This window comes from Acinetobacter sp. 22323 (assembly GCF_052044895.1).
Taxonomy (GTDB): Bacteria; Pseudomonadota; Gammaproteobacteria; order Pseudomonadales; family Moraxellaceae; genus Acinetobacter; species Acinetobacter schindleri.
The window spans coordinates 42,074-58,117 of sequence record NZ_JBQEOL010000016.1 but is presented as its reverse complement, the minus strand read 5'-3'; the positions used below and the strand labels follow the sequence as shown (position 1 = coordinate 58,117).

Below are 16,044 nucleotides of genomic sequence, written 5' to 3'. Positions count from 1 at the left end.
AGTCTTACCACTCACTATTCGAATTATTCATATCGGGTACACCTAGTAACTCTTGCACCTGTTCCAGGGGATTCTCATTTTTAATCACGTGTGCCAGCCATTCGTGTAGCGGCATCTGGCTCCAGCGAATGGTTTTCTGCAGCATATAACTCACCGGGCTGTGCGGTTCATGTATCTGGAAATAATTAGCAATTTCATTTAAGACTTTCAGCGCCTGTTCCCGGTTGGCCAGATGATTTTGTGGCTGTAATCTGAATTGAGTCTGCGCAACAGCAGAGACTGTATCCGTATAACCTGGCTGAATTGCTGATTCTTTCGGCTGTAATAAGTTTTCATTATTTTGATGTACGATCTGTTCCACTTTATACAGGCGTTTAATCAGGGCAATAATGGAATCAACCTGTTCATCTATTCCAGAAAAACTCGGTGCATCCAGACCCAATAAATCATCTAGGTTTTTTTTGAGTTGCTGCCAGTGCTGATGAATATCCAAAACCTGCTGGTAGTTTTGGATTTGTACAGAACGGGAGGTTGCCTGTAGCAATTGCTCGAAGTTGTGAAGTTCATCATTGCCAGTTAGAGATTCATGACCTTCATCCTGCTGACTTTGACGCAGCCGGATATTTTGTTGATGTAAAAATGCCTCATAATTTCCCAAATGATAAAACGGTGCCTGACTGACCACGGGAACCTGTTTCATTAATGCCGGAATCTGGCTGATTAAGCCTTGCAGTAAACCCAGGCGCTGATCTAAATCATCTTCCTCAATTAAAGGATGTAAATCCGGCCAATATTGCTGAATACTTCGATGGCTCAGTTCCAGGCCACGGGAAATTCCTTCAAATCCGTGAGTTCTTGCCCAAGCTTCAGCTAACCAGGTGTAAAGTCGCAGGTCTTTGGTTTTATCACTTAACAGCTCAACCGATTTATTCAGTACAAACTGCCAGTCTGCCTGACGTGGCTCAGAGATCCAGTCACCTTGATCTAGCAAAGGATCATCTTGAGTTCTGGCCTTTTTAATGGCATGAAAGTCATTTGAAAATGAGCAATCCTCCCCACATGGCCGATGATCAGAGATGGGGGCAAGCAGTTGTTCAATATCTAGGGTCATTCTTCACCTGAAACTTATTCTTTTTCTTTAATTTTTAAATCTGGCTTTATACGGCATCCGTTTTCTTTTTTCGGGTGCGTTTGGTTTTCGCTTTGGGTTGCTGTTGATCTAAAAGATAAGTAATCTCATCATTTTCAACCTCAATCTGAATTTTCTCAGGCACTTTTTCTTCACTGAGTGCCATTAAAATTTCGGTGGCTAAAGCAGGCAATACACTGGTATTAAGAATATGGTCAACATTACGTGCACCGCTATCCACTTCTGTACAACGGCTTAAAATCAGTTCTAACAGATCGCCGCTATAAGTGACTTCGGTTTTATATTGCATTTGAACACGCTGAATAATTTTACCGAGTTTATGTTTAATAATTTTGAGTAGCAGATCATCATGTAACGGGAAGTACGGTACGATCTGCATACGTCCCAAGAACGCCGGTTTAAACTGCTGATATAAAATAGGTTTAAGCTGTTCGATCAGCTCCTTTGCACTTGGCCAGTGTTCAGGTTGATGGTTCAGACAGGCCTGCATGATGGCAGATGAACCAACATTGGAGGTCAGTAAAATTATGGTATTTTTAAAATCAATCAGCCGTCCTTCACCATCTTCTAGCATACCTTTGTCAAAGACCTGATAGAATAATTCCTGTACATCACGATGCGCTTTTTCAATTTCATCCAGCAACACCACGCTATATGGATTGCGGCGAACAGCTTCAGTCAGCACGCCACCTTGACCATAACCGACATAGCCTGGAGGCGCACCTTTTAATGAAGAAACAGTATGGGCTTCCTGATATTCTGACATACTGATAGTAATCAGATGTGATTCACCACCATACAATTCATTTGCCAGGGCGAGGGCAGTTTCAGTTTTTCCAACACCACTTGGACCAATCAGTAGGAACACACCTTGGGGTTTATTCGGATCTTCCAGTCTGGCTTTAGAAGTTTTAATGCCTTGTACCAGTTGCTGCAGGGCATAATCTTGCCCCATCACACGCTGTGCCAGACGGTTTTCAAGCTCTAATACCTGCCTGATTTCATCATTAACCATTTTACCCACTGGAATACCCGTCCAATCCGAAATGATTTCATGAATGATGCTGACATTGACGCGTTCAAAGACCAGTGGATTTTTTTGCTGTACTTCAACTAGTTCTGCACGTAACGCCGCAATTTTTTGACTGGATTTTTCATCCTGGTCTTGTGCCTGAAACTGCCGGATCTGCTGAACAAGGTGCAATTCATGTTGCCATTGATCTTCCAGACATTGGATGCTGTGCTGAAGCACTACAATTTTTACTGAAAGATCATTAAGTCGTTCATGATGAATGGGCAGGTTCTGGTTTTCTTGAGTGAGTAATTTATGCTCCAGTTCCAGATTATGCAATTGTGCCTGCAGTTGATCGAGTTGTGCCGGTTGAGTATTCTGAGTCAGTGCAACGCGTGCGGCGGCAGTGTCTAAGACACTAATTGCTTTATCGGGTAACTGACGTCCACTAATATAGCGATGCGACGCATGTACCGCAGCAATAATCGCTTCATCATCAATCTGCAAATTAAAATGCTGAACCATTACTGGAATCATGCCGCGCAGCATATCAATCGCGACTGCTTCTGTCGGCTCCTCAACTTTGACGACCTGAAAACGGCGGCTGAGCGCTGCATCTTTTTCAAAATACTGTTTGTATTCCGTCCACGTGGTTGCAGCAATAGTACGTAATTCACCTCGTGCAAGTGCTGGCTTGAGTAAATTCGCAGCATCATTCTGACCGGCCTGGCCACCCGCACCAATCAGGGTATGCGCTTCATCAATAAACAGGATGATTGGATAGGCAACACTTTGTACTTCCTGAATTACTTGTTTCAGTCGGTTCTCAAATTCACCTTTGACACTGGCGCCTGCCTGTAACAGCCCCATGTCCAGCACATGTAATTGCACATTTTTCAGGGCATCAGGGACCTGTTGCTGGGCAATTTTGAGAGCCAATCCTTCCACTACAGCCGTCTTGCCGACTCCCGGCTCACCTGTCAAAATCGGATTGTTCTGACGACGGCGCATCAAAATATCCAGCATCAGACGAATTTCAAATTCACGCCCAATGACTGGATCAATTTTTCCTTGAATAGCTTTCTGCGTCAGATTGATGGTGTATTGATCCAGCGCAGGAGTTTTCTTTGCAGTCGTTTTAGCATTTTGATGAGCTACTGGCTGAGACGTTACTAATTGAGCTGACACATTTTCAATACTGTCCTGGCACAAATCCAGGAACTGATGCTTCATTGTATCAATTGGAATCAGCTCAAAAATTGCGGATGAACGCATCGCAATTTGAGACAGTTCAGACGCAGTCAGTAAAGCCACAAGCAGATGACCACTACGAATGACGGGTTCTTTTTCAGCGGAGGCCAGCAGCCATGCCTGCTCAAGTAAGCGGATAATTGACGTGGCAAAAATAGGGGTGCGCGAATTGCCTTTGTTAAGCTGAAATAAACTTTTATTTAGATCATCTAGCAGAGCTTCTTTAGAAAGTTTATAGTTTTTAAGCAATAACTGGACATCATTTAGCTGGTTATGCGAGAGTAATTCGAGAAAAAAATGTTCAATTTCGATTTCGTAATTTTGCTGATGAATACAGGTGTTGGCAGATTTCTCAAGACATAAACGTGCATGATCAGATAATTTAGTAATTAAAATTTTCAGATTATTCATGTATTTCTCATTATTTATTCTTACAAGGCACAATCTTTTTAAGGTTTGAAAGATAGGATTGTGCTGTTGTTGTTATTTATTTGCATGACTGCAATTGAATCAGTTCTTCTGATCAATTTTACCCTAATATTTATATGTTTTTAAAAGAATAAAAGTCATATAATCTTTAACATTTTTTAGAGACTGTTAAAAAATATTTTACAAAAGTCAATTTTTGTTGTTGACTTAGTGTGATCATTTTTTGTTAAATTCGCAAGATGATTTTTAAATAATAAATACAGAAAAGTCATTTCAAGTAAAAAATTAAACAACCAGAAAAAGAAAAGTTTGAGGCTAATTTTGAAAAAAAATATGAGTTACATACTCGTGCTGATGCTGGCTGTCTGCACGATGAGTCTGATGCAGACGCATGCTGCAACCCTAAAAAAATCATGTCTTAAAGTTCATCCACTGGCCGAAGGAGATACTGATCCAGAAATCCTGCAACAGTATGAACAGCTTTGTGCCAAAGCCACTCGGAAAGATTTTAATTTACAGCATAAAATCAAAGCCGATATTGCTCAACTTTATCTGGATCGTGGTCTGCATCTGAAAGCACTTCAAGCAGTAGATCAGTTAAGTCGTGAAAATTACATTACACGTCAACTAACAGATATTAGCTTCCTTGCTGGTGTTGCGATTTCTAATCATGCCCTGAACTATATGCGCACTACAGAAATCCGTCCGCTGAATGAAGAAACCTACGCTATTACCAAAGTTTTTAATGACAATGTACGTTTATCCCAACCCGTCACGGTTATGCCTCTACGTGCAGAGAAGGATTCAGGCAACAAGAAAAAAACGGTGACCACGGCAAATAAAAAAAACAGCTCGGCTAAAACACGTATAAATGCTCCTGTACGGAGTCAAACAAAAGAAACGTCGAGCAGGAATATTGTCGCCAAAAAAACAGAGCCGGTCGTCCTCCCTAATGTCCAGTCTAGCTCCAATCCATTTGGTGCACTTCGAAATAACTAATAAAAAATAATTCATAGGAATCAGCAATATGGCTAAGCGTGAAAGTGTACAGAAGAAATTACAGCGGATTCGTCCACCGCGTGTGCAATTGACTTACGATGTGGAAGTTGGGGATACCCGCGAAGTCAAGGAGTTGCCCTTTGTGGTCGGCGTGCTGGGAGATTTTTCAGCAGCATCTGAAATGGAAAAAACCAAGCTAAAAGACAAGAAATTTATCAATGTAGATTTAGACAATATTGATGAAGTGATGGAGTCACTGGCGCCACGGGCCAATTTTCAGGTTGAAAATACCCTGACCGAAGAGGGCAGCAAGATGTCTGTGGATCTGACCTTTAATTCCATGGATAACTTTAAGCCAGAACAGGTCGTGCAGCAGGTTGATCCATTGCGACGACTGGTTGAAGCACGTGAACGTTTAACAGATTTACGTAATAAAATTTCCAATAATGAACGTTTGGAAGATCTCTTGGATGAAGTCCTAAAAAGTACTGATCAGATCCGCAAGATGAGTGTGGAGGCGGAGCATGAGTAATTTAAATGCAGCAACTGCTGAACACCTGAATGTTGAAGAATACTCATTACTTGACTCTATCGTCGAACGTAGCCGTATCGCGCGTACGGATGAAGAGCATGACCGTGCCAAAAGTCTGATTGGTGAACTGGCACGTGAAGTCATGGCAGGAACAATTACTGTATCCGATAACATGACCCTTGCACTGGACAAGCGTATTGCTGAAATCGATGCCCTGATTTCAACCCAGCTGAGCAAGATCATGCATCATGAAGCATTCCAGAAGATTGAATCAACCTGGCGTGGCTTATATTATTTCTGTCAGGAAACTCCATCCAACTCTTTGATTAAAATCCGGATGTTGAATACTACCAAAAAGGAATTGATTAAGGATTTCCAAAGTGCCACTGATTTTGATCAAAGCACCTTATTCAAGAAAATCTATGAAGAAGAATATGGCTCTTTTGGTGGAGCACCTTATGCTACCTTGATTGGTGATTTCGAGTTTGATCGGACGCCATCAGACATGTATTTGCTGGAACAGATTTCACATGTGGCAGCAGCAGCGCATGCACCATTTATTTCTGCAGCCAGCTCAAGCATGTTCGGGCTGGAATCATTTACCGATATCGATCGTCCACGTGATGTGTCCAAGATTTTTGAAACTGCTGAATATGTACAGTGGCGTTCATTCCGTGAAAGTGATGATGCACGCTATGTTGCATTGACCATGCCACGTGTATTAGGACGTCTGCCATATCATCCGAAAGAAGGAACAGCGACCGAAGGTTTTAACTATGTAGAAGAAGTATCGGGTGAAGATCATCACGAATATCTGTGGATGAATGCAGCTTATGCTTTTGCTACCCGCTTAACCAATGCTTTTGATATGCATGGCTGGTGTGCTGCGATTCGTGGTGTCGAAGGCGGCGGCCTGGTTGAAGGACTTCCTGTACATACCTTTAAAACGCATGACGGTGACGTGGTATTCAAATGTCCAACCGAAATTGCGATTACGGACCGACGCGAGAAAGAGCTGAGTGATCTTGGTTTTATACCACTAGTGCATTGCAAAAATACCGATTATGCCGCGTTTTTTGGTGCTCAATCGACTCAGAAGCCGAAAAAATATGACAATGATGCCGCGAATGCCAATTCTGCTTTATCGATCCAGATTCAGTACATCATGGCAGTTTCACGTATCGCACATTATTTAAAAGCGATGATGCGTGACAAGGTGGGAAGTTTTGCTTCTGCAGGCAATGTTGAAGCCTTCCTGAATGACTGGTTATCTCAATATGTATTACTGGATGACGGCGCTTCTCAGGAATCAAAGGCGCAATATCCTTTGCGTGAAGCGTCAATCAAGGTTGTAGAAAATCCAGCTGAACCTGGTCACTACAAATCAGTGGTCTTCTTAAGACCACATTTTCAGCTTGATGAGTTATCAGTATCCCTGCGACTTGTCACTGAACTGCCGCAATCGAGCAATTAGGTCGGTTGCATTTTCTATTATTGATTATAAAACAGGATAAAAATAACAATGAAAGACATATACGTCCAATTTCGCGGCAAATATAAAGTCGATGGTGAATCACGCGATTCTGAACATAAAAGTTGGCTTGAAGTAAACTCTTGGTCCCATAATATTCGCCAGCCTAAATCTGCGACGTCTTCAAGTGTGGGTGGTCATACCGCCGAGCGTGTAGAACATTCTGACATGATTTTTGTCAAAGATCTGGATGCTACCAGCCCGAAACTTTGGGAAGCATGTTCTGCGGGTTATACCTTTGATGAAGTTCAGATTGACTTCTACCGTGCCAACGGCGACAAGCGTATCAAGTACTTACAGATCAAACTGAAACACGTTCTGATTTCTCAAGTCATGCCAAGCGTGAATGCAGAAGGCGTACCGACTGAAGCGTTTGGCCTGAAATATGCTGCGGTTGAGTGGACTTATAACCAGCAAGATATCAACGGTACACAGAAAGGTGCTGTAACCAAGAAATGGTCATTATCCAATAATACGGCATCTTACGCTGCTTAATGCTTCTGAATTTAGAGGCTTGCACCTGCAGGCCTCTATCTGAATGAATAAATATCAAATGGATGATGGAAACACATGAATCTGGATCAGCTTTATACTTATGGATTTCGTTCGACCTTGTTTGATCGACTGCTGCCACAAGATGAAACCCGTGCACAGGGCATGTCGATTCAGCAGTTACGTGAAGCCGTTGCGGCAGATCTGGAAGATCTGTTGAACAGCCGTATGGTCATGCTGAACCATGTGATTGATGATTATGTGCTGGTCAAAAAGTCCATTTTGCAATTTGGGATTATTGATTTTGTGGGCTTATCGACTGCAAATCCGATGGATCGTGACAAGATTTGTCGCTCGATTGAAGCTTCTATTTCAGCACATGAACCACGGCTTAAGCATGTCCGGGTGGAAATGTTGCTAGATGAAAACAATATGGGTAGCCTGTGCTTAAGTATTCAGGCCTATTTAAATATCCATCCTTTATACGAGCCTGTAGTTTTTGATGCTTTATTAAAACCGACCACACAACAATATGTTATTTTGCCAAGATCATAATAAGAATGAGCGCGATTGAAGAATTATTACCTTATTACGAAAAACAGCTGCAGGAATTTAGCCAGCAGTCCCGTGAATTTGCCAATAAATATCCAAAAATTGCCCAACGTCTGTCTTTAAATCAGGAACAGATTGACGACCCGCATATTGAGCGCCTGATTCAGGCATTTTCATTGATCTCGGCACGGATTGATAAAAAGCTATATGACAGCTATGAAATATTTACCCGTTCGATTTTTGCGGTGATGTTTCCCCAGTATCTAAAGCCGTTTCCAGCCTGTTCGATGGTCAGTTTTGGAGATGCGAATAAAATCAAACAACTGACTGATGTACGTTTGATCCCGAAACATACTTCACTTAAATCCAAAAGTGTGCGTGGTGTGCAGTGTGAATACCGGACGTTGCAGGAGGTGGCTTTACTGCCAATTGCATTGAAATCAGTCCATTTTAAAACCCATCCTTCGGCGCACATTCATCTGAACCGTAATGCGACGCTCGTGTTGGGCTTTGAAATTTTTAATCATCAGTTGAACTTACTACAAAAGCATAAGCTACCGATTTATCTGGATGCGATTTCCAGTTTCCCTTTACAGATGCTGGATCAGGTTTTTAAGACAGAAACCCAGTTTTCGTTAAAGGTAAATGGCCAGGAAATCAAGATTTCAAATCCCTTCGAGCTATCAGGCTTTAGCGAGGAGGAGAGTATATTGCCAGTTGATCAGCACACCCATCAAGCCTATCGACTATTACTGGAATATTTCTGCTTTCCGGACAAGTTCAGTTTCCTGAACCTGAATCTGGATTTTCTCCATCAGATCGAAGCAGATACCTCGAATTTTGAGTTGCATATTCACTTTAAAATGAACCTGAATGATCAGGCTGCGATTCGCAATTATTCAGAACTGAATCTCGCCAATTTCAAGCTGTTCGTGACGCCAGTGGTTAACCTGTTTGAGAAACAGGCCGAACCGCAGAAAATCAATCATCAGCGACTGGAATATCCACTCATTTCAGATGCGCATCATCCTGAATATTATCAGGTGTATGCGGTCTCCGAGATGAACCTGATTCGTGAAAACAGTGATAAAGAACAGGTTGCCCATCAGGTTTTACCGTTTTTTGCCATGAGTCATTACCGGCATGACGGCGCACAATTTTATTATCATCTGCAACCAGAAATTGCCAGTACGCAAAAGAATGACCTGAAATTTTCTGTGGTTTCTCGAAGTCTGGAACCGCAGAATACTTCCTCTGATTTTATCAGTACCCAGTTGCTATGCTGTAACCGCGATCTGCCTTATGAAAGCTATAATAAGGATCAGAATGCGCTCAGCTTAAATGACAATCAGCTGGCTCGACGCGGACTATTGTTAAAGCGCCCATCTTTACCTTATCGATTCAAGCAGAGCCAGAAAGAACAATGGCGCATCATTTCCCATCTTTCCTTGAATAATCTGTCCTTGATGAAAGGCGATGCAATCACACATCTGAAGGAATTGCTGGAGCTGTATAACCTGCCGGCTTCCAAGGAAAACCAGCAGATCATTGCCGCAATTCAATCGATTGATTTTTCACTTAGTCAGAAATTACTAGAACACAAACCATTTCCTTTGTTTGTTCGTGGGGTTCGTGCGCAGGTCAAAATCGAGAGTGAAGCATTCCGAGGCTCGAGTCTGTATATCTTTGCCCAATTGCTCAATCATATTTTTAATCTGAAAGTGCAAATGAACAGTTATGTGGAAATGATTGTGATTGATGCAGCAACAGAACAGGAGGTATACCAATGCGTGCAGAACGTTGGTGGCAAAAAGCTTCTGTAGTAGAACAGCTGTATCAGCAGTCCACCCGCTTTGAACTGGTGCAGGCAACACGTCTGCTGCGTCATTATCCGGAGCAGCAACACTCACAAGACTGGAGCAAGAGTTTTAGTTTTGCTAGCTCGCTGAATCTGAATTTCCCCAAATCCGAAATTGAGTCTCTGCAATGGACAGATCAGAAAATTCAGCTGACCAGTCCGATGATTGGTCTGACCGGGACACAGGGAGTATTGCCTTATACCTATACCTACCGTATCAAGCAAAGCCCGCGTCAGCAGCGCGAGGAAACCCTGCATTTTCTCGGTTTATTTAACCATAAACTGACCGCGCAATATATCGAAGCCTCGATTCACTATCATCTGCCAGTACGTTATGAAATTGAGCAGGAAAATCATTATCTGGAGATTCTGCATGCGCTCAATGGCTATGTGCGTAAACAACATCAGCAACAGCATCTGGATGATTATTTTGCTGAATTTTCCGGTCTGATGCAGGGGCAAAATAATAGTGCTTATGTGCTGAAAACTATGCTGGGTTGCATGTTCAGGCATCAGGTTCAGATCAGGGAATATTTACCTGAGCAGTTTAAGCTGGATACTGCGCAAAAAGCATCACTGGGCGGATCAAATCCTGCATCACTGGGAATCAATACTTTCTGTGGCGAAGTGCTGACCCAAATTGATGAAAAAATTGAAATCGTGATTGGTCCTTTGAGTCGTCAGGACTATCTAGATTTTCTGCCGCAGCAAAAATATAGCGAAAAACTTAAGCAGATGATTTCAACCTGGTGCAGCCCAACCTTGATGGTGGATCTGCGTCTGGTATTAAGCAAGGCTGAAATCTGTCCAATTCGGCTCGGTGATCAAAGTGCCGGGCTGGGACAAGGTGCTTTTCTGATGCCAAAAGCCGCTGCAGATAATCAGGAAACCTGTTATAGCCTGATGGGGAGAGCAGCTTGATCAAGACCATTGTTGCAACCATTCTGGCACTCATCCTGCTGACAAGCGCTTTGGTGATCTACTACTGGCGCGATGTGCAGTATGATCCGACGGCTATGGAGATGCTGCAGTTTTTTATTCTGCTGCCGGTTTTTTCCGGCTTGTTATTGCTTTCCCCATGGTTGATTTATACATCGCTGAAAGCTTATCAGACAGCTAAAGCAGAAAAGTTAGAAGCCGCTGAAAATCAAGAAAAACAGCTACAACAGCAAAGTGAACTGGAGAAAAATAAAGATAAACCGGTTGAAGAGCAGACTTTAAAAATCTATTCATCCGCAGCAATCCATAGCTTTGGTGAAAATCATGAAATTATTGACGCAATGCAGGCATTCAAAAGCCCGGAACTGGATGAAACCCTGGTCAATCACTATGGACTGCCGATCCTTTCTTATCGCATCCGACATCTGGATGAATTGTTAACCGAAGCAGAAGAGGGTGACACTCTGCACAGCATGCGGCTGCAACGAATCAGTTTGCTGATCCAGCAGCAGATGGAGCAACATGCTGAAAGTCTGTATCACATTGCCACACATCTGAGAAAGTCAGCGATGTTCTATGATGCAGAAACCGCTTATGAATACCGTATGCATCCGGGCTGGATCAATGAACAGTTTGATGAAGAGAATGAAATAGAACCCTCATTTGAGCAGGTGGCACGATTAAATAAGTTGAATCTGCATATTCTGCTGCCAGCAGCATTGATCCATATCTGGCCAGATCAAGCACAACAGGCGCTGATTGAACAGCTAGAACAGCAATATGAAATTGTGCAGCGCCAGATTCATGTCGAGTTCCATTATGTCGATCATCACAATACTTATGCACTCTGGATCAATCTGCTCAATGATATTCAGCAGCAACATGAACAGGTCAGTCTGGTGATTGCAGTACAGTCTGAAATTGATCAGGAGTGGCTGGAACAGCAGTTATGGCAGTCGGAACAATATCTGCCGGGAGAATATGCCGCGAGTATATGCCTGTCTGCTCCACAGTTAAACATTGAAGATTTAATGGAAATTAAATCAATTAAAACCTTAAAGCATGTCAAAAATATTAGTGAATATTTACAGCAACAATGTCCAAATTTTGCTGAACAGTTGCAGCAGGAAGCCGCATTTGTACTATTGCTGGATGATCCATTACAGATCAATACCTCTAAAAAAATTCAGCAGTATTTAGGTACAGCTGGGATAGAACTGCATCACGGCCTGTATTGCCATTCTTATCTGGGCAGTACGGTAGAGATGAAAGCCTTGTTTGGGATATTTTTGTGCATGCAAATGAATGATGATGTCATTACATTGGCCTATACGGTGCAGCATCCTCAGACATTTTTTGTCTGTCAACCTGTCAATATGGTTGAGGAACTAGAACAGAATGCGGCCTGAAAAATTTTAAAAACCTGAAAGATAATAAAGAAATATAAGAGATTACAGTGAATACATTATTTTATACGATCTTGGGATATGTCTGGCAGTATGTGACCAATCCAAAAGTGATGATGGCATTGTCATTTTTCGTGGTGATTATTTCCATGAAAAACACTGTATCGGACCGTGTGTTCTGGATGCTGGTGACGGTTTATAGTCTGATCCTGGTAGTCTGGGGGATTTATACACTGATCCAGCATTATCAGCATGCCAAAAAAGGCGAGGAACTTTCCGAGGCTATTGCCAGTACAACCGAAACTGAACAGAACAAACATAAGAATAAAGAAGAACTGCAGTTGATCCAGCAGCAGATGAAGGAGTCAATTCAACTGATCCGCAAGTCCAGACTTGGAGATCGTAAGGGGAATACGGCACTGTATGAACTGCCTTGGTATATGGTGATTGGCAATCCGGCAGCTGGTAAAAGCTCGGCCATTTACCATTCCGGTTTACGTTTTCCATTTGAAGAACATCATCAACAGATGGTGTCTTCCGGCTTAAGCGGGACCCGTAACTGTGACTGGTTTTTTTCGACCGAAGGGGTCTTACTAGATACGGCAGGGCGTTATTCGGTCTATGCTGAGGACCATTCCGAATGGCTCGGTTTCCTGAATATTCTCAAGAAAAATCGTTCAAAGGCACCCGTGAATGGCCTGATTGTCATTGTCAGTATTGCCGAGCTGGTCAGCCAGAGTCCGGAAAAATCCATTAGATTAGCCAAAAATCTGCGTGCCCGTATTCAGGATCTAACCGAACGTCTGGAAGTCTTTGCTCCCGTGTATCTGGTCTTTTCCAAAATGGACCTGATTGCCGGATTTACCGAATTTTTTGACTGTTATGATGCACAGGAATTTGATCAGGTTTGGGGGGCGACTTTACCATATGCGGCAAATTCCAGCGAGCAGGCGCTGGAGCTGTTTGAGAAGCATTACAACATTTTGTACGATGGTCTGAAAAGTGTCAGTACAACGCATTTGAGCCGTCGGCACTCACAGCATATTTCTCCAAGTGTAATGACTTTTCCACTGGAATTTAAGAGCCTGAAACCGGTGCTAAAAACCTTTATTTCTACACTGTTCCAGGAAAATCCGTACCAGTTTAAACCTATTTTCCGTGGCTTTTACTTTACCAGCGCCTTACAGGATGGCGTGATTGAAAGTCCAATGACGGAACAGATCGCGGATGATTTTCACCTAATCCACAGTGAGGACAGTGACATTGGTTTGCCGAAACAGTCGGTTTCCCAGAATCACGGTTATTTCCTGAAAGGCCTGTTTTCCAATGTGATCCTGAAAGACAAGCATCTGGTACGTCAGCATATTAATCCTGCGAAAAAGCGGCAGCGTTTTATGGCCTTTATCGGTGCAATTCTTGGGGTATCGATTGTCCTCAGTTTATGGTTATGGTCATATCGCAATAACCAACAGCTCATTGCCGAAGTTCAGGCCGACCTGAACAAAGTGGTGCAGATACAGGCACAAGCAAACCGTTCACTGAGCCATCAACTGGATGCCTTAATGATTTTACAGGGGCATCTGCAGCAACTGGATCAGTTTGATCATGACCGTCCACTGAAATACAGCTTTGGTTTATATCAGGGTAACCAGATTCGAGAAAAACTGGAAACTGAATACCTTAAGGGTATTGAACAGCTAGTGCTTCAGCCTACCCAGCAGCAGATTGCACAGTATCTGCAACGTGTTAAGGCAAATGAAGCGGTGCTAAAAGAAAATTATATTCAGGTGAAAATGAATCATGTGGCGCAAGGCCGCCAGATTGCTTCTGAACCTTCAGACCAGAATCCTCAGGATGCTTATAATGCCTTAAAAACCTATCTGATGCTGAGCAATCGCCAGTATATGGATTCCAGTCATTTAAGTGATCAGCTGACACGTTTTTGGCGCACATGGCTGGAACAAAACCGCGGTGAAATACCGCGGGGTGAAATGCTCCAGAAAGCCGAGCAGATTCTGGGTTATGCCATTACATTGTCAGGACGAAACAGTTTCCCTCAGTTGAATTCTGATGCAGTATTGGTGGATCAGACCCGTCAGATATTGACAGCGATTACCACCGGTATTTCTGCACGTGACCGTGTCTATAATGAAATCAAGAGTCGTGCGGCCGTGCGTTTCCCCGCAATGACAGTCAAACAGATTCTGGGTGAAACCAACCAGAATGCCATGTTGGGAAGCTATGCTTTGCCGGGAATTTATACCTATCCGGCATGGAAAGGTTATGTACAGGAAGCCATCGAGCAGGCAGCGAGCAGCACAACCGATAGTCGGGACTGGGTGCTGAATACCACGCAATCTGATGATCTCAGCTTTAGTGGTAGTCCTGAGCAGATCCGTCGTCAACTGACTGAGCTCTATAAGAAAGAATATATTGCAGAATGGCGTAAATTCCTGAACGCGATTCATTATGCCAAAGCAGGCGATTTCAATCAGCAGATCAAGCAGATGGATCTCTTGGGCGAACCGGAACATTCTCCAATCCGTATCTTGATCCAACGTGTGGCCCAAGAGACCAGCTGGGATAATCCGATGGTTCAGGCAGAACTGGCAGTGCCGCAAAAAGGCTTTATTGCCTGGTTTAAGCGCAAAGTGCTGAATCGTGATGAAGCGAAGCAAGTGCAACAGGCCAATAGCCCGTTAGGGCATGGTGTGATTGCACGTGAGTTCCAGATGTTCTATCAGATGGTACGTCAGCGCGATGATCTGCAGAATCAATCGCTTCTGGATGGTTACATGCAGTCAATGGCAAAAATCCGTAGCCAGTTCAATGATCTAAAAAGCTCAGGTGATATTGGTCCTGCCAGTATGGCTCTGGTCAAACAGACCATTCATGAACAGAACTCCATTTTTAACACCAGCCAAAAATTTGTGGCAGAGAAAATGGCGGCGGGGACGACAGAGCTGGATCAGCAACTGTTACAAAAACTTCTGGTTGCACCATTAACCCAATCCTTTGAGGGACTGCTGGTTCCTGCACAAGCTGAAATAAACAAGCTCTGGACCATGCAATCTTATCAGCCATTTAGCCAGAATCTGGCTCAAAAATATCCATTTAGCAGTCAGGCAACCTTACAGGCCACTTCCAATGAAATTAACCAGATTTTTGGTGAAAGTGGCAGTATTGCACGCTTTGTGAAAGAACATCTGGATCCACTGGTGATCCGACGTGGCTATACCTTGACCTCCAAAACCTGGCAGGATCTGGGAATCAGTCTGAACCCGGCTTTTGTAGCAAATTTTCAGACTTATGTCGCACCTGCTCATGGGGTTGCAACAGGCGAACTAAAACAGGGGCAGGGTAAAGCTCCTGCTGCAAGCCAGTCCAATTTCCAGTTCTATCCATTGGAAAATCCTCAGCTTTTAGCTTATACCTTTGATATCGATGGGCAACGCATGCTGTTTGAAAATGGCATACAGCAATGGGTGAACTTTGTCTGGCCAAATCCGGGCGCGATTCCAGGCGCACGCATTACCCTAGTGGATCTTGAAGGGAAAACGCATACCATTTTTGATGAACCGGGCGAATATGGCATTAACCGTCTGATTGAAAGTGCACAACGTACCCAGAAAGGCAGCAACTTTGAGATGGTCTGGAAGAGCAAGGAAGACCCGGAACTCCTGGTAAAAGTAAACTTCCGTCTGGTCAGTGGCCAGAATGCCAGTTCTATTGGCGGACAGCCAAACTATGCCAACCTGCAACTGATGGATCAGGTCGTTTCCAATAAATCGGTACGTGTCGTGGCTGCGCAAAGTGTTCCTGTATCGGTACACAATCCGGCCACGGCATTAGCTAATACGGGAGCAGCTGTACCATGATGAGGATTCATTTCA

General features: G+C 43.4%; 11 protein-coding genes. 9 read left to right on the top strand and 2 right to left on the bottom strand.

From position 1 onward, the window contains the following. Nucleotides 1-4: 4 nt before the first annotated feature. On the bottom strand, nt 5-1,111 hold the full coding sequence (gene tssA, locus ACTJIX_RS11315; RefSeq protein ID WP_004894619.1) for a type VI secretion system protein TssA: 1,107 nt from the start codon (nt 1,109-1,111) through the stop codon (nt 5-7). A 46-nt stretch (nt 1,112-1,157) separates the two neighbouring features. After that, nucleotides 1,158-3,824, bottom strand: coding sequence for a type VI secretion system ATPase TssH (gene tssH / locus ACTJIX_RS11310; RefSeq protein ID WP_004894622.1), 2,667 nt, complete (start codon nt 3,822-3,824; stop codon nt 1,158-1,160). 351 nt (nt 3,825-4,175) lie between these two features. On the opposite strand from tssH, the gene ACTJIX_RS11305 reads away from it, so the two are divergent. The 9 genes from ACTJIX_RS11305 to tssM all read left to right on the top strand — a co-directional run bounded on the left by ACTJIX_RS11305 (nt 4,176) and on the right by tssM (nt 16,029). Further along, the gene (locus ACTJIX_RS11305; protein WP_228127685.1) at nt 4,176-4,841 is read left to right on the top strand and encodes a hypothetical protein; all 666 of its coding nucleotides are present in this window, start codon (nt 4,176-4,178) and stop codon (nt 4,839-4,841) included. A 28-nt stretch (nt 4,842-4,869) separates the two neighbouring features. Further along, nucleotides 4,870-5,373 carry a type VI secretion system contractile sheath small subunit gene (gene tssB, locus ACTJIX_RS11300; RefSeq protein ID WP_440611469.1) on the top strand — a complete coding sequence of 168 codons (504 nt, stop codon included), beginning with the start codon at nt 4,870-4,872 and terminating at the stop codon, nt 5,371-5,373. Then, nucleotides 5,366-6,847, top strand: coding sequence for a type VI secretion system contractile sheath large subunit (gene tssC, locus ACTJIX_RS11295; RefSeq protein ID WP_004894632.1), 1,482 nt, complete (start codon nt 5,366-5,368; stop codon nt 6,845-6,847). The genes tssB and tssC overlap by 8 nt, the downstream gene beginning before the upstream one ends. Nucleotides 6,848-6,895: 48 nt before the next feature. After that, the gene (locus tag ACTJIX_RS11290) at nt 6,896-7,399 is read left to right on the top strand and encodes an Hcp family type VI secretion system effector (protein ID WP_004894635.1); all 504 of its coding nucleotides are present in this window, start codon (nt 6,896-6,898) and stop codon (nt 7,397-7,399) included. A gap of 75 nt (nt 7,400-7,474) precedes the next feature. After that, nucleotides 7,475-7,951: a type VI secretion system baseplate subunit TssE gene (gene tssE, locus ACTJIX_RS11285; protein ID WP_004894639.1), complete on the top strand. Its 477-nt coding sequence runs from the start codon at nt 7,475-7,477 to the stop codon at nt 7,949-7,951. A 5-nt stretch (nt 7,952-7,956) separates the two neighbouring features. Next, nucleotides 7,957-9,771, top strand: coding sequence for a type VI secretion system baseplate subunit TssF (gene tssF, locus ACTJIX_RS11280; RefSeq protein WP_440611468.1), 1,815 nt, complete (start codon nt 7,957-7,959; stop codon nt 9,769-9,771). Beyond that, nucleotides 9,735-10,727 (top strand): type VI secretion system baseplate subunit TssG, encoded by a 993-nt coding sequence (gene tssG / locus ACTJIX_RS11275; protein WP_440611467.1) that lies wholly within the window; start codon nt 9,735-9,737, stop codon nt 10,725-10,727. Before tssF ends, tssG begins: the two co-directional genes overlap by 37 nt. Beyond that, the gene (locus ACTJIX_RS11270) at nt 10,724-12,154 is read left to right on the top strand and encodes a hypothetical protein (RefSeq protein WP_286861716.1); all 1,431 of its coding nucleotides are present in this window, start codon (nt 10,724-10,726) and stop codon (nt 12,152-12,154) included. The genes tssG and ACTJIX_RS11270 overlap by 4 nt, the downstream gene beginning before the upstream one ends. 47 nt (nt 12,155-12,201) lie before the next feature. Next, a complete protein-coding gene (gene tssM, locus ACTJIX_RS11265) occupies nt 12,202-16,029 on the top strand; it encodes a type VI secretion system membrane subunit TssM (RefSeq protein ID WP_440611466.1) in 3,828 nt (1,275 codons plus the stop codon). Nucleotides 16,030-16,044 lie beyond the last annotated feature (15 nt).

Bases quoted from the DNA above. Each gene is read 5' to 3' on its own strand.
- tssA (WP_004894619.1), bottom strand. From the start codon at position 1,111: ATGACCCTAGATATTGAACAACTGCTTGCCCCCATCTCTGATCATCGG.
- tssH (WP_004894622.1), bottom strand. From the start codon at position 3,824: ATGAATAATCTGAAAATTTTAATTACTAAATTATCTGATCATGCACGT.
- ACTJIX_RS11305 (WP_228127685.1), top strand. From the start codon at position 4,176: ATGAGTTACATACTCGTGCTGATGCTGGCTGTCTGCACGATGAGTCTG.
- tssB (WP_440611469.1), top strand. From the start codon at position 4,870: ATGGCTAAGCGTGAAAGTGTACAGAAGAAATTACAGCGGATTCGTCCA.
- tssC (WP_004894632.1), top strand. From the start codon at position 5,366: ATGAGTAATTTAAATGCAGCAACTGCTGAACACCTGAATGTTGAAGAA.
- ACTJIX_RS11290 (WP_004894635.1), top strand. From the start codon at position 6,896: ATGAAAGACATATACGTCCAATTTCGCGGCAAATATAAAGTCGATGGT.
- tssE (WP_004894639.1), top strand. From the start codon at position 7,475: ATGAATCTGGATCAGCTTTATACTTATGGATTTCGTTCGACCTTGTTT.
- tssF (WP_440611468.1), top strand. From the start codon at position 7,957: ATGAGCGCGATTGAAGAATTATTACCTTATTACGAAAAACAGCTGCAG.
- tssG (WP_440611467.1), top strand. From the start codon at position 9,735: ATGCGTGCAGAACGTTGGTGGCAAAAAGCTTCTGTAGTAGAACAGCTG.